Annotated in this window: 21 protein-coding genes, 1 tRNA gene and 1 riboswitch; of the genes, 17 read left to right on the top strand and 5 right to left on the bottom strand. The window is 40.0% G+C overall.

Annotated elements, in window-relative coordinates; genetic code table 11:
* Window positions 1-164 precede the first annotated feature (164 nt).
* The 3 genes from ACT17O_RS06020 (at window position 165) to ACT17O_RS06010 (ending at window position 7,004) form a co-directional block, all read left to right on the top strand.
* Window positions 165-2,702 carry a pneumococcal-type histidine triad protein gene (locus ACT17O_RS06020; RefSeq protein WP_444817233.1) on the top strand — a complete coding sequence of 846 codons (2,538 nt, stop codon included), beginning with the start codon at window positions 165-167 and terminating at the stop codon, window positions 2,700-2,702.
* Between the two features lie 197 nt (window positions 2,703-2,899).
* Entirely contained in the window at window positions 2,900-3,817 is a 918-nt protein-coding gene (locus tag ACT17O_RS06015) for a metal ABC transporter solute-binding protein, Zn/Mn family (protein ID WP_268717040.1), read from the top strand.
* A 7-nt stretch (window positions 3,818-3,824) separates the two neighbouring features.
* Window positions 3,825-7,004 (top strand): pneumococcal-type histidine triad protein, encoded by a 3,180-nt coding sequence (locus ACT17O_RS06010; protein WP_444817863.1) that lies wholly within the window; start codon window positions 3,825-3,827, stop codon window positions 7,002-7,004.
* A gap of 36 nt (window positions 7,005-7,040) precedes the next feature.
* Here ACT17O_RS06010 and pepT read toward each other — a convergent pair whose 3' ends face one another.
* Window positions 7,041-8,264, bottom strand: coding sequence for a peptidase T (gene pepT, locus ACT17O_RS06005; protein ID WP_071850955.1), 1,224 nt, complete (start codon window positions 8,262-8,264; stop codon window positions 7,041-7,043).
* Window positions 8,265-8,622: 358 nt separating this feature from the next.
* On the opposite strand from pepT, the gene pitA reads away from it, so the two are divergent.
* The 6 genes from pitA to hemH all read left to right on the top strand — a co-directional run bounded on the left by pitA (window position 8,623) and on the right by hemH (window position 16,162).
* Window positions 8,623-11,208: a PI-2 pilus tip adhesin PitA gene (pitA, locus tag ACT17O_RS06000; protein ID WP_444817232.1), complete on the top strand. Its 2,586-nt coding sequence runs from the start codon at window positions 8,623-8,625 to the stop codon at window positions 11,206-11,208.
* Window positions 11,208-11,759 carry a PI-2 pilus system signal peptidase SipA gene (gene sipA, locus ACT17O_RS05995; RefSeq protein WP_000924790.1) on the top strand — a complete coding sequence of 184 codons (552 nt, stop codon included), beginning with the start codon at window positions 11,208-11,210 and terminating at the stop codon, window positions 11,757-11,759. The genes pitA and sipA overlap by 1 nt, the downstream gene beginning before the upstream one ends.
* Window positions 11,759-13,024: a DUF7601 domain-containing protein gene (locus tag ACT17O_RS05990; protein ID WP_025171805.1), complete on the top strand. Its 1,266-nt coding sequence runs from the start codon at window positions 11,759-11,761 to the stop codon at window positions 13,022-13,024. The genes sipA and ACT17O_RS05990 overlap by 1 nt, the downstream gene beginning before the upstream one ends.
* Window positions 13,025-13,040: 16 nt before the next feature.
* The gene (gene srtB / locus ACT17O_RS05985) at window positions 13,041-14,042 is read left to right on the top strand and encodes a class B sortase (RefSeq protein WP_000695090.1); all 1,002 of its coding nucleotides are present in this window, start codon (window positions 13,041-13,043) and stop codon (window positions 14,040-14,042) included.
* Between the two features lie 75 nt (window positions 14,043-14,117).
* The gene (srtB, locus tag ACT17O_RS05980) at window positions 14,118-14,990 is read left to right on the top strand and encodes a class B sortase (RefSeq protein WP_049477724.1); all 873 of its coding nucleotides are present in this window, start codon (window positions 14,118-14,120) and stop codon (window positions 14,988-14,990) included.
* Between the two features lie 77 nt (window positions 14,991-15,067).
* Complete coding sequence (gene hemH / locus ACT17O_RS05975; RefSeq protein ID WP_444817231.1) at window positions 15,068-16,162, top strand: ferrochelatase; 1,095 nt, start codon at window positions 15,068-15,070, stop codon at window positions 16,160-16,162.
* Between the two features lie 41 nt (window positions 16,163-16,203).
* Here hemH and mscL read toward each other — a convergent pair whose 3' ends face one another.
* Window positions 16,204-16,584, bottom strand: a complete 381-nt coding sequence (gene mscL / locus ACT17O_RS05970; protein WP_000910206.1) for a large conductance mechanosensitive channel protein MscL — start codon at window positions 16,582-16,584, stop codon at window positions 16,204-16,206.
* 79 nt (window positions 16,585-16,663) lie between these two features.
* The gene (locus ACT17O_RS05965; protein ID WP_070800312.1) at window positions 16,664-17,101 is read right to left on the bottom strand and encodes a GtrA family protein; all 438 of its coding nucleotides are present in this window, start codon (window positions 17,099-17,101) and stop codon (window positions 16,664-16,666) included.
* Window positions 17,102-17,129: 28 nt separating this feature from the next.
* Window positions 17,130-17,226, top strand: a riboswitch (PreQ1 riboswitch).
* Between ACT17O_RS05965 and ACT17O_RS05960 the strand changes: the two genes are divergently transcribed.
* The 4 genes from ACT17O_RS05960 to dapA all read left to right on the top strand — a co-directional run bounded on the left by ACT17O_RS05960 (window position 17,224) and on the right by dapA (window position 20,340).
* On the top strand, window positions 17,224-17,736 hold the full coding sequence (locus ACT17O_RS05960; RefSeq protein ID WP_042902307.1) for a QueT transporter family protein: 513 nt from the start codon (window positions 17,224-17,226) through the stop codon (window positions 17,734-17,736). (Overlaps the previous riboswitch by 3 nt.)
* A gap of 105 nt (window positions 17,737-17,841) precedes the next feature.
* Window positions 17,842-17,914: transfer RNA gene (locus ACT17O_RS05955), tRNA-Thr, on the top strand.
* A gap of 357 nt (window positions 17,915-18,271) precedes the next feature.
* Complete coding sequence (locus ACT17O_RS05950) at window positions 18,272-19,348, top strand: aspartate-semialdehyde dehydrogenase (protein ID WP_200371474.1); 1,077 nt, start codon at window positions 18,272-18,274, stop codon at window positions 19,346-19,348.
* A gap of 56 nt (window positions 19,349-19,404) precedes the next feature.
* Window positions 19,405-20,340 carry a 4-hydroxy-tetrahydrodipicolinate synthase gene (gene dapA / locus ACT17O_RS05945; protein WP_000121600.1) on the top strand — a complete coding sequence of 312 codons (936 nt, stop codon included), beginning with the start codon at window positions 19,405-19,407 and terminating at the stop codon, window positions 20,338-20,340.
* A 46-nt stretch (window positions 20,341-20,386) separates the two neighbouring features.
* Here dapA and mnmE read toward each other — a convergent pair whose 3' ends face one another.
* Window positions 20,387-21,760: a tRNA uridine-5-carboxymethylaminomethyl(34) synthesis GTPase MnmE gene (mnmE, locus tag ACT17O_RS05940; RefSeq protein WP_444817230.1), complete on the bottom strand. Its 1,374-nt coding sequence runs from the start codon at window positions 21,758-21,760 to the stop codon at window positions 20,387-20,389.
* A gap of 134 nt (window positions 21,761-21,894) precedes the next feature.
* On the bottom strand, window positions 21,895-22,077 hold the full coding sequence (locus ACT17O_RS05935) for a 4-oxalocrotonate tautomerase (RefSeq protein WP_001117401.1): 183 nt from the start codon (window positions 22,075-22,077) through the stop codon (window positions 21,895-21,897).
* A 122-nt stretch (window positions 22,078-22,199) separates the two neighbouring features.
* Between ACT17O_RS05935 and ACT17O_RS05930 the strand changes: the two genes are divergently transcribed.
* From ACT17O_RS05930 to ACT17O_RS05915, 4 genes are read left to right on the top strand one after another with little or no spacing between them, the layout of a single operon-like run.
* Window positions 22,200-22,790 carry a thymidine kinase gene (locus ACT17O_RS05930; RefSeq protein ID WP_000068122.1) on the top strand — a complete coding sequence of 197 codons (591 nt, stop codon included), beginning with the start codon at window positions 22,200-22,202 and terminating at the stop codon, window positions 22,788-22,790.
* Window positions 22,787-23,866 (top strand): peptide chain release factor 1, encoded by a 1,080-nt coding sequence (gene prfA / locus ACT17O_RS05925; protein WP_001028815.1) that lies wholly within the window; start codon window positions 22,787-22,789, stop codon window positions 23,864-23,866. Before ACT17O_RS05930 ends, prfA begins: the two co-directional genes overlap by 4 nt.
* The gene (prmC, locus tag ACT17O_RS05920; protein WP_444817229.1) at window positions 23,866-24,702 is read left to right on the top strand and encodes a peptide chain release factor N(5)-glutamine methyltransferase; all 837 of its coding nucleotides are present in this window, start codon (window positions 23,866-23,868) and stop codon (window positions 24,700-24,702) included. Before prfA ends, prmC begins: the two co-directional genes overlap by 1 nt.
* Window positions 24,686-25,288, top strand: coding sequence for an L-threonylcarbamoyladenylate synthase (locus tag ACT17O_RS05915; protein WP_444817228.1), 603 nt, complete (start codon window positions 24,686-24,688; stop codon window positions 25,286-25,288). The genes prmC and ACT17O_RS05915 overlap by 17 nt, the downstream gene beginning before the upstream one ends.

The following is a 25,288-nucleotide window of genomic DNA, read 5'->3' as shown; positions in this document are numbered from 1 at the left end:
TGAGAAAGTTGTGGTCAGAACAAAAAATACTTAACTGGTTCATAAAATTCTTGACAAGTTGCAAATTTAGGAGTAAACTATTAACCAGTTAATTAATAGAGAGGAGTTTCTGCAATTTAGAAATGAATTGCAAATAGAAATATTAAAAAAGAAAGAGAGTTTCGATGAAAATTAATAAAAAATACCTAGCTGGTTCTGCGGCAGCTTTAATTTTAAGTGTCTGTTCTTATGAATTGGGACTGTATCAAGCTAGAACAGTCAAGGAAAATAATCGTGTGTCTTACGTTGATGGTAAACAATCAGCGCAAAAAACGGAGGATCTCACTCCTGATGAGGTCAGTAAAAAAGAAGGTATCAATGCCGAACAAATCGTCATCAAGATAACAGATCAGGGATATGTCACTTCACATGGAGACCACTATCATTATTACAATGGCAAGGTCCCTTATGACGCTATCATCAGTGAAGAGTTGCTGATGAAGGATCCAAACTACCAGCTCAAGGACGAGGATATTGTCAGTGAAATCAAGGGTGGTTATGTCATCAAGGTAGATGGAAAATACTATGTCTACCTTAAGGATGCTGCACATGCGGATAATGTCCGTACGAAAGAAGAAATCAATCGGCAAAAACAAGAACATAGTCAGCATCGTGAAAGAGGGACTTCAGCAAACGATGGTGCGGTAGCCTTGGCACGTTCACAGGGACGCTACACCACAGATGATGGTTACATCTTTAATGCATCCGATATCATTGAAGATACTGGTGATGCTTATATCGTTCCTCATGGCGACCATTACCATTACATTCCTAAGAGCGAGTTATCAGCCAGCGAATTGGCTGCAGCAGAAGCCTTTCTATCTGGTAGAAGTGGCCAATCAAATACGCCTACTTATCGCCGTACCAATAACAACAGTGCTAGCAGCGATGTAGATAGATGGACTCCATCCTATAATAATCAAGGCAACAGCTATACGAACACGAACACAGCTAACAACAGTAGCGACGATAACCAAGCAAGTCAGAGTGATGAGGATATTGATAGCCTTCTGAAACAACTTTACGCCTTGCCGCTCAGCCAACGACACGTAGAATCTGATGGCCTTGTCTTCGACCCAGCACAGATTACAAGTCGAACAGCTAGAGGAGTTGCTGTGCCTCATGGGAATCATTACCATTTCATACCTTATTTACAGATGTCTGAATTGGAAGAACGAATCGCTCGCATCATCCCGCTTCGCTATTGTTCGAACCATTTGGTGCCGGATTCAAGACCAGAACAACCAAGTCCACAACCGACTCCGGAACCTAGTCCAAGCCCGCAACCTGCACCAACTCCTCAACCAACTCCAAGCAATCCAATTGATGAAAAATTAGTTAAACAGGTGATTCGAAAAGTAGCTGATGGCTATGTATTTGAGGAGAATGGAATCTCACGTTATATTCCTGCCAAGAAGCTTTCAGCAGAAACTGCTGCAGCCATTGATAGTAAACTAGTCAAGCAAGAAAGTTTAGATCATAAACTCGGAGCTAAGAAAACCAACCTCCCATCTGGTGATCAAGGATTTTACAATAAGGCTTATGATTTACTAGCAAGAGTTCATCAAGACTTACTTGATAATAGAGGGCGCCAAGCTGATTTTGACACTTTGGATAAACTGTTGGAACGTTTAAATGATGAAAGCAGTGATAAAGTCAAGTTGGTGGATGATATCTTGGCCTTTCTAGCACCGATTCGTCATCCAGAACGTCTAGGAAAACCAAATGCGCAAATTGCCTACACAGATGATGAGATTCAGGTAGCCAAGTTGGCAGGCAAGTATACAACAGAAGATGGCTATATCTTTGATCCTCGTGATATCACCAGTGATGAGGGGGATGCCTATGTAACTCCGCATATGACCCACAGTCATTGGATTAAGAAAGATAGTTTGTCTGAAGCCGAAAGAGCAGCAGCCCAGGCTTATGCTAAAGAGAAAGGTTTGACTCCTCCTTCAACAGACCATCAGAATCCAGGAAATACGGAGGCTAAAGGAGCAGAAGCTATCTACAACCGCGTGAAAGCAGCTAAGAAGGTGCCGCTTGATCGTATGCCTTACAATCTCCAACATACCGTGGAAGTTAAAAACGGTAGTTTAATCATTCCTCATTATGATCATTACCATAACATCAAATTTGAGTGGTTTGACGAAGGACTTTATGAGGCACCTAAGGGGTATAGTCTAGAAGATCTCTTTGCGACTGTCAAGTACTATGTCGAACATCCAAACGAACGTCCGCATTCAGATAGTGGTTGGGGCAATGCAAGTGACCATGTTCAAAGAAACCAAAATGGTCAAGCTGATACCAATCAAACGGAAAAACCATCAGAGGAGAAACCTCGGACAGACAAACCTGAGGAAGAAAAGCCACGCGAAGAGAAGCCTCAAAGTGAGAAACCAGAATCTCCAAAACCAACTGAGGAGCCAGAAGAAGAATCGCTAGAGGAATCAGAAGAACCTCAGGTTGAAACTGAAAAGGTTGAAGAAAAACTGAGAGAGGCTGAAGAGCTACTTGCAAAGATCCAAGACCCCATTATCAAGTCCAATGCCAAAGAAACTCTCACAGGATTAAAGAATAACTTGCTATTTGGCGCCCAAGACAACAATACTATTATGGCAGAAGTTCAAAAGCTGTTGGCATTGCTAAAGGAGAGTAACTAAACCTACCCCAATTTTCTAACTCCTAAAAACAGGATAGGATATATAGAAAAGATAAAATCGAAAAATGAGAGCAGAATGTGAGTTCTAGTTCTCATTTTTTTTTATGAAAATGTGCAAAATAACTTGACATATAGTGTAAATAAAGATAAACTATTTACTAGTTAATTAAATGGTTAAATACTAGTTAAGGAGTAATGATGAAAAAAAGAACGATCCTATTATTGATGGCCAGTTTATTGGCTCTTGTCTTAGGAGCATGTAGTCAAAAAGAAAAACAAGAAGCAAAAGGGATGAAGATTGTCACAAGTTTTTACCCTATCTACGCCATGGTCAAAGAGGTATCGGGGGACTTGAATGATGTACGGATGATTCAGTCAAGTAGTGGAATTCACTCCTTTGAACCGTCAGCAAATGACATTGCTGCCATTTATGATGCGGATGTCTTTGTCTATCACTCTCATACGCTCGAATCTTGGGCGGGAAGTCTAGATCCTAACTTGAAAAACTCAAAAGTTAAAGTTTTAGAAGCTTCTGAAGGAATGATGTTGGAGCGTGTACCAGGTTTGGAAGATGTAGAAGCTGGTGACGGCATCGATGAAAAAACACTCTACGACCCTCACACTTGGTTAGATCCAGAAAAAGCAGGTGAAGAAGCTCAGATTATCGCTGACAAACTTTCGGAGATTGATAGTGCTAATAAGGAAACGTATCAAAAGAATGCTAAAAACTTTATCGCTAAAGCCCAAGAATTGACTAAGAAGTACCAGCCTATTTTTGAAAAAGCGAGTCAAAAGACCTTTGTTACACAACACACAGCCTTTTCTTATCTCGCTAAACGCTTTGGTTTGAAACAACTTGGTATAGCAGGGATTTCCCCTGAACAAGAACCAAGTCCGAGACAACTAACAGAAATTCAGGAATTCGTTAAGACCTATAAGGTTAAAACCATCTTTACTGAGAGCAATGCTTCTTCTAAAGTCGCTGAGACTTTGGTCAAATCAACAGGAGTTAGCCTAAAGACCCTCAATCCTTTAGAAGCAGATCCTGAAAATGACAAAACTTACTTAGAAAATCTAGAAGAAAATATGAATGTTCTTGCAGAAGAATTAAAATGAGGAGATGATAAAAATGAAGAAGAAATACCTTGTAGCAGGATCGGCTCTTGTCCTTTCCCTAAGCCTTTGCATCTATGCATTGAACCAACACCAGGTAGAAGGAAACAAAGATAATAACCGTGTGTCTTATGTTGATGGGAAGCAAGACACTAAAAAAACAGAGACCCAGACACCAGACCAAGTTAGCAAAAAAGAAGATATTCAGGCTGAACAAATTGTTGTGAAAATTAACGATCAAGGTTATGTGACTTCACATGGTGATCATTTCCATTATTACAATGGTAAAGTTCCTTTTGACGCGATTTTTAGTGAAGAACTAGTCATGAAAGATCCAAGTTATCAATTGCGTGATGAACACATCGTTAACGAAATTAAAGGTGGTTACATCATCAAAGTTGATGGAAAATATTATGTCTACCTAAAAAATGCTAGTCAAGCTGAAAATATTCGTACCAAAGAACAAATTGAAAAACAAAAACAAGGGCATACATCTGATCAAAAAAATGATTCTAAGGAAGTTGTGGTAGCTAGAGCTCAAGGACGTTATACAACTGATGACGGTTATGTTTTTAACGCTTCTGATATCATTGAAGATACAGGAGATGCTTATATCGTTCCCCACGGAGGACACTTCCATTATATTCCTAAGAGTGATCTGTCGGCGGGTGAATTAGCTGCCGCAAAGGCTTATTTATCTGGCAATAGTTCAGCTCTCAGTCAACCCTTGTCACTGACACCGAATAATGGTGTTTCTGCAGCAGATGATGGTTATGTCTTTAACCCTAATGATATTGTCAGAGATACTGGCGATGCTTATATCATACGACATGGGGACCACTATCACTATATCCCTAAATCATCTCTTAACAATCATCAAGCACAATCTAACACTCCAAGCTTAGAAAGTCCTTCTAATTCTACACCAAATAATCCGTTACCACATGTTCACCATGAAGAAGAGGAACACGATCATGGTTTTGATGCAAATAGAATTATAAGTGAAGATTCAGAAGGTTTTGTCATGAGTCATGGTGATCACAATCATTACTTCTTTAAGAAAGATTTGACACCTGAGCAAATCAAGGCAGCACAAGATCACTTGTACGGAAATAAACATTCAGAAACTAGCCCAGATAACCACATTAGTAAACCAGAAGAACACCATCATGATAACCATGGAAACCATCATGAGGAAGAACACGATCATGGCTTTGCAGCAGATCGAGTGATAAGTGAAGATGATAAAGGATTTGTCGTTTCTCATGGAGATCACAACCACTATTTCTTTAAAAAAGATTTAACAAAAGATCAGATTAAAGCTGCTCAAGAACATTTAAACAGTCAAAAAACTGAGTCTGTTAAACCTCTTGCAAAAGATGTAGAAGCATTTTCTAGAGAGGCCAGTGACAAAGAAAAAATGGAGTATATTGCTAAGACCTACGGTGTACCGCTAGAAGCCATTCGCATTTCAAATGGATTCTTTGTCTTTGGAAATCCGGATCAAGCTTATGATCCAACCCATATCCATCCCTATGCCGTTCGAAAAGAACATGTTCGTATTCCTCTCCAAACTGGAAATCCAGAATTGGATTTCCTAAATGAACTTTATACGACTGCACTACGTGATGGGGTGTCTCCTTATAGTTTGCAAGTAGAAAATGGTAGTTTTGTGATTCCTCACGGAGACCACAATCACTACATCAAGGTTCAAACCAAGGGCTATGAAGTAGCTTTGAAAAATAAGATTCCGGCCCTACAATCGACCTATCAACCTGGGGCTTTTGATGAACAAACTGTTCTATCTAAAGTGGATCAACTTTTAGAATATAGCAGAAATATTTACAAAGACAAGCCTATCGCACAAAGACAGATTGAATTAGCTTTAGGTCAGTTTACTGAAGATATGAAGAAACTAGCAACCAACTCTACGGCAGGTTATCTTGCAACACTTGATCTTTTTGATAAGCAATATATCCATATTGATGAAAGTATCAAACCTGTTGAAACAAGCGCTCTAGATAAGAAATATCAGGCCTTGATTGATAAAATCAATACACTAGATACAGACTCTTATGGTCTTCCTAAGAAAGAGCTTCTCGTTCAACTTCAAGAAGCTAAATTAGCTAAAGATGAGGCTGGTTTAGCAGCGGTTGAATCACAACTTCAAGCCTTACAAGACTTTAATGATCGAACAGGTGTTACAACTGTAGAATACATCAAGTATTTCTACGAACACGTAAATGATGGTCGTTTGAGTGATGAACTGCGAAATAAAGTAGCTCAGTTGACTTGGACCTTGTATCAATCTCAATCCTTCCTTAAGGCAGCAGAATTGAACAAATTATTCCCAAGCATCTATCAGGCAAAACAAGAAGTGGAAGAAGCTTTGAAAGCTCAACCAACTACTGCAAAATCAACGCAAACAGTTCTAGATACTGAAAAAGTCGATAATCAAAGTGCCAAAACAGCTATTTATGGCTTCTTGAAAGAATTGTATGGAGACTTTATGCCTGAGGAACATGTCAACCATGTTAGCAAGGAACAAGTAGAGAGTCTCCTGAGCAAGGCAAATCAACTCTTGGAACAAATCCAAGAAGAAGGCATCAAACAATCCTTGGCAGAAGAAGTAGAAAATCTCAAAGCTGCCACAAACAAGGCTGATGCAGACTTGGATGAAGTAAATAGTCAGGTGAAAGACGTCTTGGCTCGTATCGCTAGCGCCCTTAAACAAGAGAAGGAAAATGCAGAGCAAGATCCTCAGACACTTGTTCTCTATCAAAAACTCTACGATATTCTCATGTCGCTTCACTCATATTTAGAAAATAATAAGGGTTCTGATGCAGACTTTGATAAGGTTGATGCTCTACTAGATCAGCTATCTGCTAAGAGTAAAGATAAAGCCGCTTTACTTGAATTGACAAAAGCTATTCTGGTATTAAATCAAGAAATCAAGTCAAAATCAAGCGTCGGTGAAGAAGCAACCCCAGCAAGAAATGCTGAAGCAAATAGTGGTAAGACAAGTACTGAAACTGAAACATCAGCAACTGCAGAATCTAACAGCGAAACTGCCAGCGACGAAAACAAACCGAGTAATGCAACAGATTCTAAACCATCTGAATCAACTTCAGAAAAGGAAACAACAGAATCTACAACAAGCACTGAAAATCAAGAAAAACCAGTAGAATAAAAAGAAAGGCGAAGTAGCTAAGCTACCTCGTCTTTTTTAGTCTTTATAAGATACAATGCCAATGATGGTATCCACCGCACGCTCCATAGTCTGAAGGCTGACGTATTCAAAACGTCCATGCATGTTTTCACCACCAGCAAAGATATTAGGAGTTGGGATCCCCATAAAGGAAATCTTAGACCCATCTGTTCCACCACGAATTGGTTCGATAATTGGCGTGATTCCCAGATCCTCCATTACGGCTTTGGCAATGGTAACAGGAGTCATGTCTTTCTCAATGACTTCCTTCATATTGTAGTACTGGTCTGTCAGAGTTAAGGTCACGCGATTATTCCCAAGCTCTTGATTCATCTTGTCAGCGATGGCTTGCATAGCTGCTTTACGAGCTTCAAAGGCATCTTTTTCAAAGTCACGGATGATGTAGCTTGCACGCGCCTCCTCGACACTACCTGTCACATCCATAAGATGATAGAAACCTTGATAACCATCTGTCAATTCAGGTCGGTCATTCTCTGGAAGTTGATTATGAAAATCAATCGCTAGCTGAAGGGCATTGACCATCTGTCCTTTAGCAGTACCAGGGTGAACATTGCGCCCTTGGAAATGCAATTCAGCACCAGCTGCTGAGAAAGTTTCATACTGAAGCTCACCTAGCGGACCACCATCAACAGTATAAGCAAAGTCAACGTTAAAGTCTTCAGCATCAAATTTGTTAGCTCCAACACCGATTTCTTCATCTGGTCCAAAACCAACTCGAATCTCACAGTGTTTGATTTCGGGATGAGCAGTCAGATATTCAATAGCAGTCATAATTTCAGCAATCCCTGACTTGTCATCAGCACCCAGCAAGGTCGTGCCATCAGTTGTGATAAGCGTTTGGCCTGGATATTTCTCAAGGCTCTTGAAATCAGCAGGATCGAGTTTAAATCCAGAATCACCCAAGTCGATAACTCCACCATCGTAATTTTCAATGACTTGCGGATTAACTCCCTCAGCATTAAAATCAGCTGTATCCATGTGGGAGATGAAGCCAATCTTGCGTGTCAAGCTTGGATCATTAGCTGGTAAGGTTCCAATAGCAAAACCATTTGGAAGGTAGTAGACGTTTTGTAGACCGACACGTTTCATTTCAGGAATAAGAACATTGGTCGCAAAATCTACCTGGCTTTGCGTACTTGGAGTAGTAGTAGAGTGTTCATCAGAACGCGTATTGACCTTAACGTAGGTCAAGAAACGATCTAAAAGGTTCGGATAAGTCATAAAAACTCCTTTAACAATCATAAAATAGAATGCAAACTTCGGAAAAAACCTTATTCTGAAAATTTCATGAATTTTGAAAAAATATAATAATTCAAATTCAATAGACTTTTAAATGAAATTTTGGATATTCTAGAATAAAATATATGCATTGATATTTTATGAGATTTTTTTATTCTTTTTTCATTTTACCATAGAATAGTTTGAAAGACAAAGAAGAATCATACTCTTTTATTAATTAACATAATATAAAATTAATCATATTAATTGACACTGCGTGAACTTTATTGTACAATTGTCTTGCAAATGTTTAGATTGATATAACAATAGATTTAAAAGCAAAATAATTAAGGAGAATAAAATGAACATTCGCTTCGATTTTAAGAAAGTTCAAATTATTGAGCGCCGTTTAGTTATACTGTTAGCTATTCTCTTTTTGTGTGCTCCTATAAATCTGTTAAATGCAGATTCTACTACAGAACCTCAGACAACTCTTCACAAGACAATTACTCCGATATCAGGACAGGATGACAAGTATGAGTTGTCATTGGATATCACATCCAAACTGGGAACGGAGACTCAAACGGATCCCTTGGATGTTGTTTTAGTAGCAGACCTCTCAGGAAGTATGAACAAGAGAGATGTTCCTTCTTCTATTGGCCGAACAATTACAAGATTGGATGCTTTAAAAAATACCCTTAAAGGAACTCGAAATCGTCAGGGATTAATTGATACGATTTTATCCAATTCAAATAATCGGTTATCCATGGTAGGTTTTGGTGGAAAGATTGATAATAAGTTTGCGGAACAAGCATGGAATTCCTACTACCGAAAATGGGAGTGGGGGTATCGGTATTGGCCGTATGAAGAGAGAACAGCATTTTATGATGGTGTATCCCCATGGGATGATGCGGAAACAATTTTAAATTGGAATAACGATGCTAGTGGTTCAAAGACTGCAGTCAGTAATATGAGAATTGCTGGTGGTCAATCAATAGGGACTGAATCAGGAATCGGTACAGGAACCAATATTAGCGCGGGTATTCGTATTGCTAATCAATTGATAGATAGTGCAAGACCAAATGCCAAGAAGGTTGTTATTGTTCTATCAGATGGTTTTGCCAATATGTATTACAACGACAGTGGTTATACAGTTTATAACTATAATAATCAAGATGGATCAGAAACGGCTCCAGATTGGTTCTGGAATAATTTAGATGTATCTATCAATAATCTCGCCTATAGTCTCGCTCCAAAACTAGATGGCTTTTACTCTATTAAGTTTCGTTATTCAAATAATGTCGATAGTATTACCAGTTTGCAGTATTATATCAGGTACCACAATTCTTCTATTCCTAATGAAATCCTATCCGCAAATAATGAAGACCAGTTACGAGACAGTTTTAAAGATATCACAGATAAGATTTTACCTCTGGGGGTCCACCATGTGACCATCAAGGATGTTCTTTCTAAGTATGTTCAGTTATTACCTAATGGATCTTCAGATTTTCGTGTCGTTAAAGAGAAAGATGGTAGCAGTGAAACATTAAGCAACGAGCAAGTAACTTTTGAAACCAAGACAAGCTCAGAAGGATTAGTGGAGGTTACGGCTAATTTTTCTCCTAATTATTCCTTGGAAGATGGCGCTAGATATGTACTAAAATTTAAAGTTGCATCTAGTCAAGAAGCTCTAGATGCTATCGCTGGTGATAAAAAATTAGAGGCTGGGGATGCTGAGGGATCCGATGTTAATAAACTCTACTCCAATAAAGGAGCTAGTGTCACATATTCTTATGGAATAGGCACCTCTCAAACCAAGATCAAAGATTACTCTGACAAACCAACCTTCAAGCCTTCAGATCCATTAACGGTTCCAGTGGAAGTTAAGTGGGAAGGTGTTAATGGAAGTAGCACAGTAACAGCTAATCAACCTAAGGCTTTAGATTTTAAATTAATTCAAAAGAGCAAGAGTGGCGGAACTGACAAGAATGAATATAGGAAAACTAGTGTTGGAGTAAAAGCAGGTGAACTAAGTGAAACTTCCCATTTTGAAAAAGTAGCTAAGGGTTATCAATATGATCTTATAGCTCCTGATGTTCCCGGTTTTACTAAGGAAGTAAAAAAAGAAGGAACGGACCAATCGCCAACCTTTAAAGTATTTTATCGTCAATTACCTAGTTTGACGATAAGAAAGATATTAGTCCCTGAAGATACATCGAATAAGAGTTTTAATATTAACATCGAGCTAACTGATAAAGAACGAAATCCTATAAATGGTACTTTTGGTGATATCAAAGTTACTAATGGACGTGCACAAATACCATTAACACATAATGCCGAAAAATCTCTAAAATATCTTCCGTATGGAACCCATTACAAGGTTGAAGAAGAAGCGGCATCAACGAACGGTTACCACGTTACATATGAGAATCAAGAGGGCGATCTGAATAAAGACGAAACCAGTATTGTCACGAATCACAAGCTTCCAAGTTTATCAGTTACAAAAAAGGTTACGGGTGTATTTGCCAACCTATTAAAATCCTTCAAGATTACCATTAACATTAGGGATGCTCAGAATAGTCCACTGAATGGAACCTATACTGCAACGGTAAATAATAAAAGAACCCCTCTGCAATTTACGAATGGTCGAGCATCTATAGATCTCAACAAAGATCAAACCATAAAAATTTATGGGCTACCACTCGATAGTCACTATACCGTAGAAGAGGAATCAAACTCTTCGCGTGGATATCAGGTATCTTATGAAAATCAAGAAGGCAAGCTAGATGGGGATAAGTCCGCGACAGTCACGAATAATAAGAATAGCGTACCTGAAACCGGAGTTGACTTCCTCAGCAGTACACTCATGTTAGGAATAATCCTTCCTCTAGGAGGTATCTTCTTTACAATCCTACTCGGCTATCTAGTGGTACATAGGAGAAAATAATGCTACTTAAAAAGAAACATAAGAAAACAGTAACACAAGTCAATCGGGATAAGTCTCCGCCGAGTGTATGGGGAGATATCCTCTACTTAGTCAGTAAGCTTCTGATGGTTGGGTTTGTACTGGCCACCCTTTACTTTTTTGTCTTTGGACTATTGAGATACAATGACGATGGCATGAAGCCAGCCTTAAAAGATGGCGACTTGGTTGTCTACTATAGGCTTGATAAACGTTATTCGATTGGTGACCTGCTCGTCTATAGTTATAAGGGCAAGGAAAGAGTGGCGCGTGTCATAGCAACCGAAGGAAGTACGATCGATATAAACGAAAATGGTCTCATCATCAACGGTTCTCCTCAACAAGAGCAGGATATCTACAAAGAAACGCTGCTCTATAAGGAAGGGGCTACCTTCCCAATGAAAGTCCCAGCAGGACAACTCTTTGTCCTCGGGGACAATCGAACAACGGCTGTAGATAGTCGTGCTTTTGGAACCATTCCTATACAGGATACCCATGGCAAGGTGGTAACAGTCCTAAGGCGACGGGGCTTTTGATGACAGTTTATGAAAAAAGAAATTTAAAAATAAAAGGAATAATCATGAAAAAAACATTTTTGAAAAAATTAGTTACTGCAAGTATTGCAGCTGTAACCGCCTTGTCGGTCTTTAGAGGAGTTCCAACATTTGCGGATGATAATGATGTGGCAACTGCCAAAGCAAATGGTGAAACAAGTGCAAAAGTAGCTATTAATAAGGTGTTGAATATTGCGGAAGGAATTACAACACCTGAAGCAACTTTTACATTTACTTTCACCCCAAAAACTGGTACATCATCAAATGGTGCACCTTATGAAACGATTTCTGATTCAAATGGAAAAATAGCTGCAAAGAATGTAGTTTATTCTAAAAGTGATCTTTTGCAACCAAATCAAACTAGTATTAAGAAAGATACTGGAAATATTTTCGAAAGCGTAACCTACACACACGCCGGAGAATATGTTTATACTGTAGCAGAAACTCAAAATGTTGGTTGGGCACAAATTCTGAAAAATAGCGTACCAATTGATTCTATGACATATGATAATCGTAGCTATGAAATGCACGTTATTGTAAAAAATAAGCAAAGCTCAGGTGTTTATATTTCATCTGTATATTTCAAACTAGTGTCTACAAGTTCTACTGCTAAAGTAAAACCATCTGAGAAGGGCGAACTTTATAAATATGATTTATTTGTAAATACTTACAGGAAAAATGCGGGTAAAATCACAAATCCAAATGAACCAACACCAAATAAACCTAAACCAGAAAATTTCAATCCAGGCGCAAAATCTTTAGTAATCAAAAAATTGGTAGAAGGTGATTCGGCTGATAAAACAAAAGACTTTACCTTTAAGTTAACTTTTACAAAAGCTTCAACAGACGATCAAGGTACATTTGTCGGACAAGTTGGTTCCACATCTTATACATTTGAGAATGGGAAAGAAAAAACAATTACCCTTCACCATGATCAATCTTTGGTATTTGACAATCTACCTGCAGGTACTCGCTATAAACTAGTTGAATCAGGATCTCAAGGTTATAAAGCAACAGCCTCATATAATGAAAATGGAGTTATAAGGAATCAAACGGGTACAGCTTCAGCTGATTTTACTCAAACTAGTATTTTAGTCGGTGAAAAACCAAACGATAACACTATCACAAATAGCTTACCAGACGTTACCCCTACTGGTCTCTTGATTGACAACCTTCCTTTCATCTTGATGATTGGTCTTGGTTTGGCTGGATTTGTTGTTTTGTCTAAAAAACGCAGACAAGCTTAAGCAAGTGGTTTGACCGATGAAAATCAAGCGTGAGAAACCCAAAAGGAGTTTGTCTAGGCGTCTGGTACTTGCTGTAGATGCATTGATGAATCATATCTTGCTCCTCTTGACAGCCTTAGTCTTTCTCTTTGGTTTCTACGCCCTCTGGGATGCCAATCAGGTTTATTCTCAGGCTTCATCAAGTGAGTATGAGGCCTATAGACCTGTTAGTACCAGTGAGAAGGATGAGCTTGCTAGTTTTTCTGGCTTTCACAAGCTACAGCAAGTCAATCCAGAGGTTCTCGGTTGGATCAATGTCTATGGCACCAATATCGACTATCCCTTAGTTCAAGCCAAAGACAATGAAAAATACCTGAACAAGGATTCCAAGGGAGAATTTGCAGCTACAGGGGCTATTTTCCTTGAGGCTCGAAATGAATCCAAGTTCGAAGACTTTAATACCATCATCTACGGACACCATGTAGAAAATGGGGTTATGTTTGGAGATGTAGCAAAGTTTTCTGATAAGGAATTTTTTGACCAGCATCGCTACGGCAGTATTTACTATAATGGCGTTGAAAAAGGTCTTGAAATCTTTGAAATGCTCGAGGTGGACGCCTATGACTTTAACATCTACGATCCAGGTATTAATGGGGATGATCGGCGCCAAGAATATATCGATCACTTACTCTCGGTTGCCATTCACAAACGAGACATTACACTGGGGCCAAATGACCATATCATCCTTCTCAGTACCTGTTTCCTAGACGTAACAAATGGGAGACATATCGTAGTTGCCAAGATTACGGATACGGTTCCAAAGAACACCTTCCATACGAAAAAATCAAAACCATTTCCTTACAGCGTCTTTGATGATTCGTCGCTCGGACGATTTCTCTCATCGATTCCTTTGTGGATATGGTATATCATCTTATTTATCTTGCTCTTGCTATTGATCTTCTTGCTCATCATCCTCTACTTGATCTTGCGTCGTAGAAGAGAAGCAAAGGAAGAAGGGGCAGATACCATTACTGACTAAACTACCAATAAAAGAGAAAGGGACAGCCTCTCTTGCTCTTTTATTTTCAAGGCTAGAAAGGAGAAAGAAGGAAATATGAAAACAAGTACAAGTCGCGAAGCCATAAAGGCCATTCTATCCCTCTTTCTAGCTTTTTTCTGTCTTTTTACAGCTGATAGAGCTCTTGCGAGCGACTACGATCATTATAATCCCATTGAAAAGGATGCCAGCAGTACGGGCTTTGAAACCTTGCAACACCTCAACAAGGATGTTTGTGGTTGGATTAGCCTCGATGGGACCAAGGTAGACTATCCTCTCTTACAGAGTCAGGACAATGTCAAATACCTTGACCGCAATGCCTTTGGCGATTATACTGTGTCAGGTTCTATATTCCTAGACTATCGTTTTAACCCAAATTTTACGGACTTTAACACCATCATTTATGGTCACTCCATGGCTTCTGGTGCTATGTTTGGGGAGATTCAAAAATTTGCGGATCAAGATTTTTTTGAAAAGCATCGTTATGGCTCTATCTATTATAACGGCCGTGAACGAGGGCTTGAGATATTTGGAATTTTAGAAGTAGATGCCTATGACACGGAGATTTACCGAACTTTGAGTTCCAACGATGAGGAACACCAGGCCTACTATCAATATTTGCTAAGTAAAGCCAAGTACAAGCGAGATGTTTCCTTGACCTCAACGGACAAGATTGTTTTATTAAGCACCTGTTTCCTTAATATTACCAACGGACGGCATATCCTCTTAGCTAAAATAACGGATGCACCAGTAAAAGCAGCCCAGGATAAAAGTGGGGAAGCAGTAGGGACGCGGTATTTCGATCAAGGCCTACCAACGCATTGGATTTATATCCTTGCCTTTCTTCTCCTGATTATCGTTATTTTACTCCTTGTCGTTATCATCCTAATCATAAGGCGAGATAGAAAGACAAAAGAACAAAAGAAATAGTAGACGTCGGAAGCGTTTACTATTTTTTTCTTTCATGATAGAATAGATAGTGAAAATAATATCATAAGGATGATAACATGAAAAAAGCTATATTAATGATGACCTTTGGATCTCCAGAGGAGATTAGTTTTGAAGGAGTAGCAGAATTTTTTACAAATATTCGTCGTGGTGTTAGACCCCAAGACCACGAGATTCAGACTCTCTATGACAACTATGTCCTTATCGGTGGGACGCCCTTGCAGCGGATTACACGTGAGGAGGTTGATTTAGTCAAGGAACGTTTAGGCGAGGAGTACGGTATCTACTTTGCCAATAAGTTTTCTCGGCCCTTTATCCCTGATGTGATCAAGCAGATGGAGTCTGAAGGTATTGAAGAATGTATTTGTTTGATTTTGGAACCTCATTATTCCTTTTACTCAGTCATGGGGTATGAAAAGTTTTTGGAAAGCCAGCAGATCCGATTTTTAGTTATTAAGGACTGGTATCAGCAACAGCCTTTGCTGGACTTCTGGACAGATGAGATTAGAAAAATTTTACGAAACCATGTGGGAGAAGAATCTTTCAAGGTAATCTTTTCAGCTCACAGTGTTCCCATTTTTGCCTTGGATTATGGAGATCCTTATATCGATCAGATTTTCGATAATAGCAAGCTCATTGCTGAACAACTCGGCCTAACAACCGACCAGTATACCAATACTTGGCAGAGCGAAAGCGATATTGGAATCCCTTGGATCAAGCCAGATGTCTTAGAATATTTACGAGAACAAAAGCAACATCCAGAGCATTATATTTTTGTCCCGATTAGCTTTATCAGTGAGCACATCGAAGTCTTGTTTGATAACGATGTGGAATGTTATGAGTTGTGTCAAGAATTAGGTGTCACCTACCATCGTCCACCTATGCCCAATACAGATAGCCGTTTAATTGACGCTTTAGTTGCTACTGTACGAGCCAATGAAGACAAAGAATTTAAAGCTTTTCTCCCAGAAGAAGAAACCTTCGATGAGTTAGCGCCTTCGGCAACTACAAAGGACATCATGGAGGAGACAGACGACCTTCAGATGCCAGAATTTGTCAAAAAACTCATTGAGAAAAAAGGCCGTGAAAATGTGAAGATGCCTTACTTGATTAAGAAAATGCTCGAAAAGGCTGGGAAGTTACCAAAAGAGTAAAGAAAAAAGGATTTAGCTTTAAGCTAAATCCTTTATCTGTTTTATTTTTTCTCAAGAAGAGCTTTGATTTCTTGAAGAACTTCAAGTTCAGTTGGAGCAGCAGGTGCTTCCTCAACCACTTCCTCTTTCTTACGAAGGTTTTGCGCTTTTTCCATAGCTTTAATAACGAAGAAAAGCACAGTACCTACAACGAGAAAGTTGATAATAGCACTCAAGAATTTACCATATGTAACACCATTCCATGCAAGCTCAGCGATGTTTTGTACTTTCGCAGCTTCCAAAGCTGGGTTCAATAGAAGTGGAGTGATGATATCGTTAACAAATGAAGTAACGATAGCACCAAATGCAGAGGCAATGATCACACCGACAGCAAGGTCAACGACATTACCACGAAGCAAAAATTCTTTAAGATCCTTTAACATTTTCATAAATTCCTTTCCTAATTTTCTAATTTATTATATCCTAAATTGTGACAAAAAGCAACTTGAACGCTCAAAGTGGTCAGTTGTTCCCTTTAAAAATATAGATTTTACTGAAAATATAGTTTAAAATGATGATCAAGATTTGTGCTAGGATAGTTTCAATCGTATTAACTCTATCTATATTAAATTCGACAAACTGGCCAATAATGTCAGGAAAGGTTGTAACAAAGATATAAGTTAAAAGAACGTCAAGACCAAGAGTAGAAAGACGAGCTAAGAAAAACTTAGCCAGGCGGGTTGGCCAATTCCTTCTCTCTTGTTTAAAGACGATTGTATCATTTGTGAGAAAGGCAAAGAGAATCCCGATAATATTAGCGAGGGCAGTTGCGAGGATTTCCTGGTGGCTGATATGGTAAATAACCAAACGCGATACAATAGAAACCAGAGTAGTAGCACTACCAAAAAATAGGTAGGAGAGAATCTCGTTATCAAAGAAAGCTTTTATTAGTCTTTTCATGATTTTAGTATAGCATAAAGCGGGCTAATGTGCTATACTAGTAAGGTTGATAACCTCAACCCTTGGTGCTTAGCTTCTTTCACCAAGCATATTTTACGCGGGAAACCGCCAAAGGAGAAAACATGAAAAATTTAACTGTTCGTGACATGGCAGATATTGCTATTGTTGCTGCTATTTATGTGGTTTTGACTATTACACCACCAATCAATGTTCTTAGTTTTGGGGCGTATCAGTTCCGTATTTCAGAAATGTTGAATTTCTTGGCATTTTACAACCCTAAATACATCATTGGTGTGACGATTGGTTGCATGATTGCTAACTTATTTAGTACTTTTGGTATGATTGATGTCTTTGTCGGCGGGGGATCTACTCTAGTTTTCCTTAGTCTAGGTGTTTGGCTTTTTAGCAAGTATAAGAAAGACTATTTGTTCAATGGTTTGATTCGAAAAGACCATTTCTTCTTTTCAATCCTCTTCTCCATTTCAATGATTACCATTGCAGCTGAACTTCATATCTTGACAGAAGCTCCCTTCTTTTTCACATGGTTCTCTACTGGAATTGGTGAGTTTGCATCACTTATCGTGGGAGCGATTTTGATTGGTAAACTGGGACAGCGAATCGATCTAACAAAATAAGAAGTTTATAAGCTAGATTCTTGCTAAATCTAGCTTTTTTCATTCCATAAAATTAAAAGAGAGCGCTTGACAAGAACATAGAACTATAGTATACTTTTTAGGTAAGCTGATTTAGCTCAGTTGGCAGAGCGCATCCATGGTAAGGATGAGGTCGCCGGTTCAATCCCGGCAATTAGCATGATAGAAACGAAATAACCTTGGGAAACCAAGGTTATTCTTGTACACTTGTATAAATGAAGTTAAAGCGTTTTGGCTGTTGACAAAAGTGACTCTATCTAGTAGAATAGTAGATGCGATGAGTCGATAGGTAGTCTTCGGACTACTATTGAGCATAAGGAGGTCATAACGCAGGAGCGGACCTTGATGAGTTGTGTGAACCTGCTCATCACATGAAGATGCCTCTTAGTCCCTGGTCAATGACTGGGGATTTTTTATTTTCAGAAAATATAACCCAAAAATGCTTTTCAATTTTTGGAAAAAGTAGTATAATACATCTATTATAGAAATTTTTAGAAAATTCCGAAAGAGGTTATTTATGGGATATACAGTTGCTGTAGTTGGCGCGACAGGTGCTGTCGGAGCTCAGATGATAAAAATGTTGGAAGAATCATCACTTCCTATTGATAAAATTCGTTACCTTGCTTCTGCACGTTCAGCAGGCAAAACTTTGAAATTTAAAGACCAAGATATTACGATTGAAGAAACAACTGAGACAGCCTTTGAGGGTGTTGATATTGCACTCTTCTCAGCAGGTGGTTCGACATCAGCTAAGTATGCACCATACGCAGTTCAAGCTGGGGCAGTAGTAGTAGATAACACATCTTATTTCCGTCAAAATCCAGATGTTCCTTTGGTTGTTCCAGAGGTCAATGCTCATGCACTTGATGCCCACAACGGAATCATTGCCTGCCCTAACTGTTCAACAATCCAAATGATGGTGGCTCTTGAGCCTGTTCGTCAAACATGGGGCTTGGATCGTATCATCGTTTCAACTTACCAAGCAGTCTCTGGTGCAGGTATGGGAGCGATTCTTGAAACACAACGTGAACTTCGTGAAGTCTTGAATGATGGTGTGAATCCACGTGATTTGCATGCGGAAATCTTGCCTTCAGGTGGTGACAAGAAACACTATCCTATCGCCTTTAACGCTCTTCCGCAAATCGATGTCTTCACAGACAATGATTACACTTACGAAGAGATGAAGATGACCAAGGAAACGAAGAAAATCATGGAAGATGACAGCATCGCAGTGTCTGCAACATGTGTTCGTATTCCAGTCTTATCAGCTCACTCTGAGTCAGTTTATATCGAAACAAAAGAAGTGGCCCCAATCGAAGAAGTGAAAGCAGCTATCGCAGCCTTCCCAGGTGCAGTTCTTGAAGATGATGTAGCTCATCAAATCTATCCACAAGCCATCAATGCAGTTGGTTCACGTGATACCTTTGTTGGTCGTATCCGTAAAGACTTGGATGCAGAAAAAGGAATCCACATGTGGGTTGTTTCAGATAACCTTCTCAAAGGTGCTGCCTGGAACTCAGTTCAGATCGCAGAAACACTTCATGAACGTGGACTGGTTCGTCCAACAGCTGAGTTGAAATTTGAATTAAAATAGTCATATCGTTTAGGAGTTCAGATGAACTCCTTCTTTGAAATAGAGAGGTGTTTCTCATGTCTTATCAAGATTTAAAAGAGTGTAAAATCATCACGGCCTTTATTACCCCTTTCCATGAGGATGGCTCCATCAACTTTGATGCCATTCCAGCCTTGATTGAGCATTTATTGGCCCATCACACAGACGGCATTCTTCTAGCTGGAACGACTGCTGAGAGTCCGACCTTGACCCACGATGAGGAGTTGGAACTCTTTGCGGCTGTACAAAAGATTGTTAATGGACGTGTTCCTTTGATTGCGGGTGTAGGTACCAATGATACGCGTGACTCGATCGAGTTTGTCAAAGAAGTAGCAGACTTTGGTGGCTTCGCTGCTGGACTTGCGATCGTACCATACTACAACAAACCTTCTCAAGAAGGCATGTATCAGCACTTTAAAGCTATTGCAGATGCATCAGATTTACCTATTATCATTTATAACATTCCAGGGCGTGTAGTTGTTGAATTAACTCCAGAAACCATGCTTCGCTTGGCTGACCACCCAAATATCATCGGTGTTAAAGAATGTACCAGCTTGGCTAATATGGCTTACTTGATTGAGCACAAGCCAGAAGAGTTCTTGATTTATACAGGTGAAGATGGAGATGCCTTCCATGCCATGAACCTTGGTGCGGATGGGGTTATTTCTGTTGCCTCCCATACAAATGGAGATGAGATGCACGAGATGTTTACTGCCATTGCAGAAAGCGATATGAAGAAAGCTGCAGCTATTCAGCGTAAATTCATTCCTAAAGTCAATGCCCTCTTCTCTTATCCAAGTCCTGCTCCAGTTAAGGCGGTCCTTAACTATATGGGATTCGAAGCTGGACCAACTCGATTACCTCTAGTTCCAGCACCAGAAGAAGATGCTAAACGCATTATCAAAGTTGTCGTAGATGGCGACTACGAAGCAACTAAGGCAACTGTAACAGGTGTCCTTAGACCAGATTACTAATAAAGACAATAAAATCCATGACCGCAAGAAGGATCATGGATTTTTCTTATTTTCCTAAACAGAATTGGCTAAAGAGTTGGGTGATGAGTTCATCAGGTGCGGCATCTCCAGTGATTTCTCCGAGAATTTCCCAAGTACGGGTCAAGTCAACTTGAAGCAAATCAACTGGCATCCCCAGTTCCAGCCCTTCATTAACAGCTTGTAAGCTTTCAACGGCCTTTTCAATCAAGGAAATATGACGGGCATTAGATAGGTAAGTAGCATCTTGCTCGACCAAACCAGCATTTTCAAAGAAGAGATTGTTGATGCGCTCTTCAATCTTATCGATGTTTTGGTTTTTAAGAACTGAAATACGGATGACATCTTCAGGTAGTTCCGAAGTTTCAATCGCTTCAGGCAGATCAGTTTTGTTAAGCAGAATAATGCGGTTGGTATCTTGGCTGATTTCTAATAGTTGGCGATCTTGGGAGGTCAGTGGCTCACTGGCATTTAATACTAGTAGTACCAAGTCAGCTTCCTTGAGGGCTTTTTTCGAACGCTCAACACCGATTTGTTCGACGATGTCATCTGTTTCACGGATACCCGCAGTATCAATCAACTTAAGTGGTACACCGTTGATGTTGACGTATTCTTCGATGACATCACGGGTAGTACCAGCGATATCTGTAACGATGGCCTTGTCCTCACGCAAGAGGTTGTTGAGGAGGCTGGATTTTCCAACATTGGGACGACCGATGATAGCAGTGGAAATTCCTTCACGAAGGATTTTACCACGACGAGCTGTTCTAAGGAGATTGGTTAGCAATTGCTCAAACTCCATAGTCTTCTCACGGACAACAGCGGTAGTAGCTTCCTCAACATCGTCATACTCAGGATAGTCGATATTGACCTCAACTTGGGCAAGTGTATTGAGGATTTCTTGGCGAGTATTATTAATGAGGTCAGAAAGAGAACCGTCCAATTGTTTGACTGCGATATTCATGGCCTTGTCTGTCTTAGCACGGATGATGTCCATCACTGCCTCAGCCTGTGTTAAGTCCACACGACCGTTTAGAAAGGCACGCTTGGTAAATTCACCCGGTTCAGCCAATCGAGCTCCTTCACGGATAGCTAGTTGGAGAATTTCGTTAGTCACCGCAATCCCACCGTGAGTGTTAATCTCGATAATATCCTCACGAGTAAAGGTCTTTGGAGATTTCATGGCCCCAACCATAACCTCGTCCATGACCTTACCAGTTTGAGGGTCAATGATGTGACCGTAGTTGAGGGTATGGCTTGCAACCTTACTCAAGTCTTTTCCTTTAAAAATCTTTTGCGCAATGGCAAAACTATCTGTTCCGCTCAGGCGGACAATACCAATGGCTCCTTCACCTAGTGGAGTAGAGATAGCAGCGATGGTATCAAATTCACGTGTAATCATACTATTTCCTTTTGTATTTCTTTTCTTAGGATAGGTATCCAAGCATCTCTTCAAATTGTAACAAAATTAGACTATTTCTTCAATGGATGCTACTTGGAGATTGAAAAAGCCTAAGCAATTCTGCTTAAGCTGTTTTATTTGGTGCGCATTTCTCCTTGTGGGAAGTAAGTCCCTTCTGGCATGTCGTTGATAATGACATGGACAGCAGATTGAGGTGCTCCAGTGTTGCGGACAACAGCTTCCGTTACTTCCTTAGCAAGAGCTTTCTTTTGCTCGAGCGTGCGCCCTTCAAATAAATCGATGCGTACAAATGGCATAATAGCTTCCTCCACTAGTTTTTGATTTCTTCTATTTTACCACATTTTGCCGTTTAAAGCTTCAGAAAATTATGATATACTAGAATGTAGCAAAAATTTAGAAATGGACGTGAAATAGAAGCATGGCACAGTTGTATTATCGTTATGGGACCATGAACTCTGGTAAGACGATTGAGATTCTCAAGGTGGCCTATAACTACGAGGAGCAAGGAAAGGGAGTTGTGATTATGACTTCTGCTCTGGATACGCGTGACGGTGTTGGCTATGTGTCGAGTCGAATCGGCATGAAACGCCCAGCCATTGCGATTGAGGAAACGACAGATATCTTCGGCTATATCCGAGACTTACCTGAAAAACCTTACTGTGTGTTGGTCGATGAGGCCCAGTTTCTCAAGCGTCACCATGTTTACGACCTAGCTCGTGTTGTTGATGAGTTAGACATACCTGTCATGGCTTTTGGTTTGAAGAATGACTTTCGCAATGAATTGTTCGAAGGCTCCAAATATCTCTTGCTTTTAGCAGATAAAATCGATGAGATTAAAACCATTTGTCAGTTTTGTAAGAAAAAGGCGACCATGGTGTTGCGTACGCAGGATGGTGTGCCAGTCTATGATGGCGAACAAATTCAGATCGGTGGAAATGAAACCTATATCTCAGTCTGCCGAAAACATTATTTTGCACCTGAAATCAATAAGGAGAATGAAGAAAAATGAACATCTATGATCAACTACAAGCTGTAGAAGACCGTTATGAAGAACTAGGAGAATTGCTGAGTGACCCTGATGTCGTTTCTGACACCAAGCGATTCATGGAGCTTTCAAAAGAAGAGGCTTCAACTCGTGATACGGTAACAGCCTACCGTGAGTACAAACAAGTTCTTCAAAACATCGTTGATGCCGAAGAGATGATTAAGGAATCAGGTGGAGATGCGGACTTGGAAGAAATGGCCAAGCAAGAATTAAAAGATGCCAAGGCTGAAAAAGAAGAATACGAAGAAAAACTCAAAATCTTGCTCCTTCCAAAAGATCCTAATGATGACAAGAACATCATCCTTGAAATCCGTGGAGCAGCTGGTGGAGATGAAGCAGCGCTCTTCGCTGGAGATTTGCTAACTATGTACCAAAAGTATGCAGAAGCCCAAGGCTGGCGCTTTGAAGTCATGGAAGCTTCTATGAATGGTGTCGGTGGTTTCAAGGAAGTGGTTGCTATGGTTTCTGGTCAATCTGTATATTCTAAGCTTAAGTACGAATCAGGTGCCCACCGTGTGCAACGTGTCCCTGTGACAGAAAGCCAAGGTCGTGTCCACACTTCAACTGCGACAGTTCTTGTTATGCCTGAAGTCGAAGAAGTAGAATACGATATTGATCCAAAAGACCTTCGTGTTGATATCTACCACGCATCTGGTGCTGGTGGTCAGAACGTCAATAAGGTTGCGACTGCCGTGCGTATCGTTCACTTGCCAACCAATATCAAGGTTGAGATGCAGGAAGAACGTACCCAGCAGAAAAACCGTGAGAAGGCCATGAAAATCATCCGTGCGCGTGTTGCTGACCACTTTGCACAAATTGCCCAGGATGAACAAGACGCTGAACGTAAGTCTACTATCGGTACTGGTGACCGTTCAGAACGTATTCGTACATATAACTTCCCACAAAACCGTGTCACAGACCACCGTATTGGCTTGACTCTCCAAAAACTAGATACCATCTTGTCTGGTAAATTGGATGAAGTTGTGGATGCCTTGGTTCTTTATGACCAAACACAAAAATTAGAAGAATTAAACAAATAATGAAATTAGCTCAATTATTTTCAGATTTTGAAGAAGAGTTGGTTAGACAAGGAGAGGAAGCTGAAAGCCTCTCTTTTGTCTATCGTAGCCTAAAAAATCTCTCTTTTACGGACTTTGTCTTTGCTCTTCAGCAGGAAGTGACAAAAGAGGAAGAAAATTTTGTAGAAGAAATTTACCAGCAGTTAGTGGCTCACAAACCGGCGCAGTACATCATTGGTCACGCAGATTTCTTTGGAATGCAGTTAAAAGTGGATGAGCGGGTTTTGATTCCTCGTCCAGAAACAGAAGAGTTGGTGGAACTTATCCTAGTCGAAAATCTTGAGGATAAGCTTAAGGTCCTAGATATCGGAACTGGAAGTGGCGCCATAGCTCTCGCATTAGCAAAAAACAGACCAGATTGGTCAGTGACAGCAGCAGATATTTCCCAAGATGCCTTAGAGCTTGCATCAGAGAATGCTAAAAATCAAAATCTTAATATATTTTTTAAAAAATCTGATTGTTTTGCAGAAATTTCTGAAAAATATGATATAATTGTATCCAATCCACCCTATATCTCTCGTGAAGATGAGTCAGAGGTCGGTTTGAATGTTTTGCATTCAGAACCTCATCTAGCTCTCTTTGCAGATGAGGATGGCCTAGCTATTTACCGCAGAATTGCGGAAGATGCAAAAGACTATCTCACAGATGGTGGTAAGATTTACCTTGAAATTGGATACAAGCAAGGTCAGAGTGTTTCTGCGCTTTTTAGGAAGCATCTTCCTGAAAAACGGGTACGAACACTCAAGGACCAATTTGGTCAAGATAGGATGGTTGTAGTTGATGATGGACAGGATTAGACAAGAGTTGGAAAAGGGCGGAGCTGTTGTTCTACCAACTGAGACAGTTTATGGCCTCTTTGCTAAGGCCTTAGATGAAAAAGCTGTCGACCATGTTTACCAACTCAAACGTCGTCCTAGAGACAAGGCGCTCAATCTTAATGTCGCTTCTCTAGAGGACATCTTGCACTTTTCAAAGAATCAGCCAGCTTACCTAAAAAAACTTGTAGAGACCTTTTTACCAGGTCCTTTGACCATTATCCTCGAAGCCAATGATAGAGTTCCCTATTGGGTTAATTCTGGTCTTGCAACTGTCGGATTTCGGATGCCGAGACACCCCATTACGCTTGATTTGATTCGAGAGACAGGTCCTTTGATTGGGCCGTCTGCCAATATTTCAGGCCAGGCAAGTGGAGTGACCTTTGCTCAAATTCTAGAGGATTTTGACCAAGAAGTTCTGAGTCTGGAGGACGACGCTTTTCTAACTGGACAGGATTCGACTATTTTGGATTTGTCTGGAGACAAGGTAAAAATCTTACGCCAAGGGGCAATTAAACGAGAAGATATACTTGCTCGGTTGCCAGAGATTTCTTTTGAGGAGGAATGA

Source organism: Streptococcus sp. HJ1, assembly GCF_052399005.1.
Lineage (GTDB): Bacteria > Bacillota > Bacilli > Lactobacillales > Streptococcaceae > Streptococcus.
The sequence above is the reverse complement of the archived record's forward strand: the minus strand, read 5'-3'. Positions and strand labels throughout refer to the sequence as shown.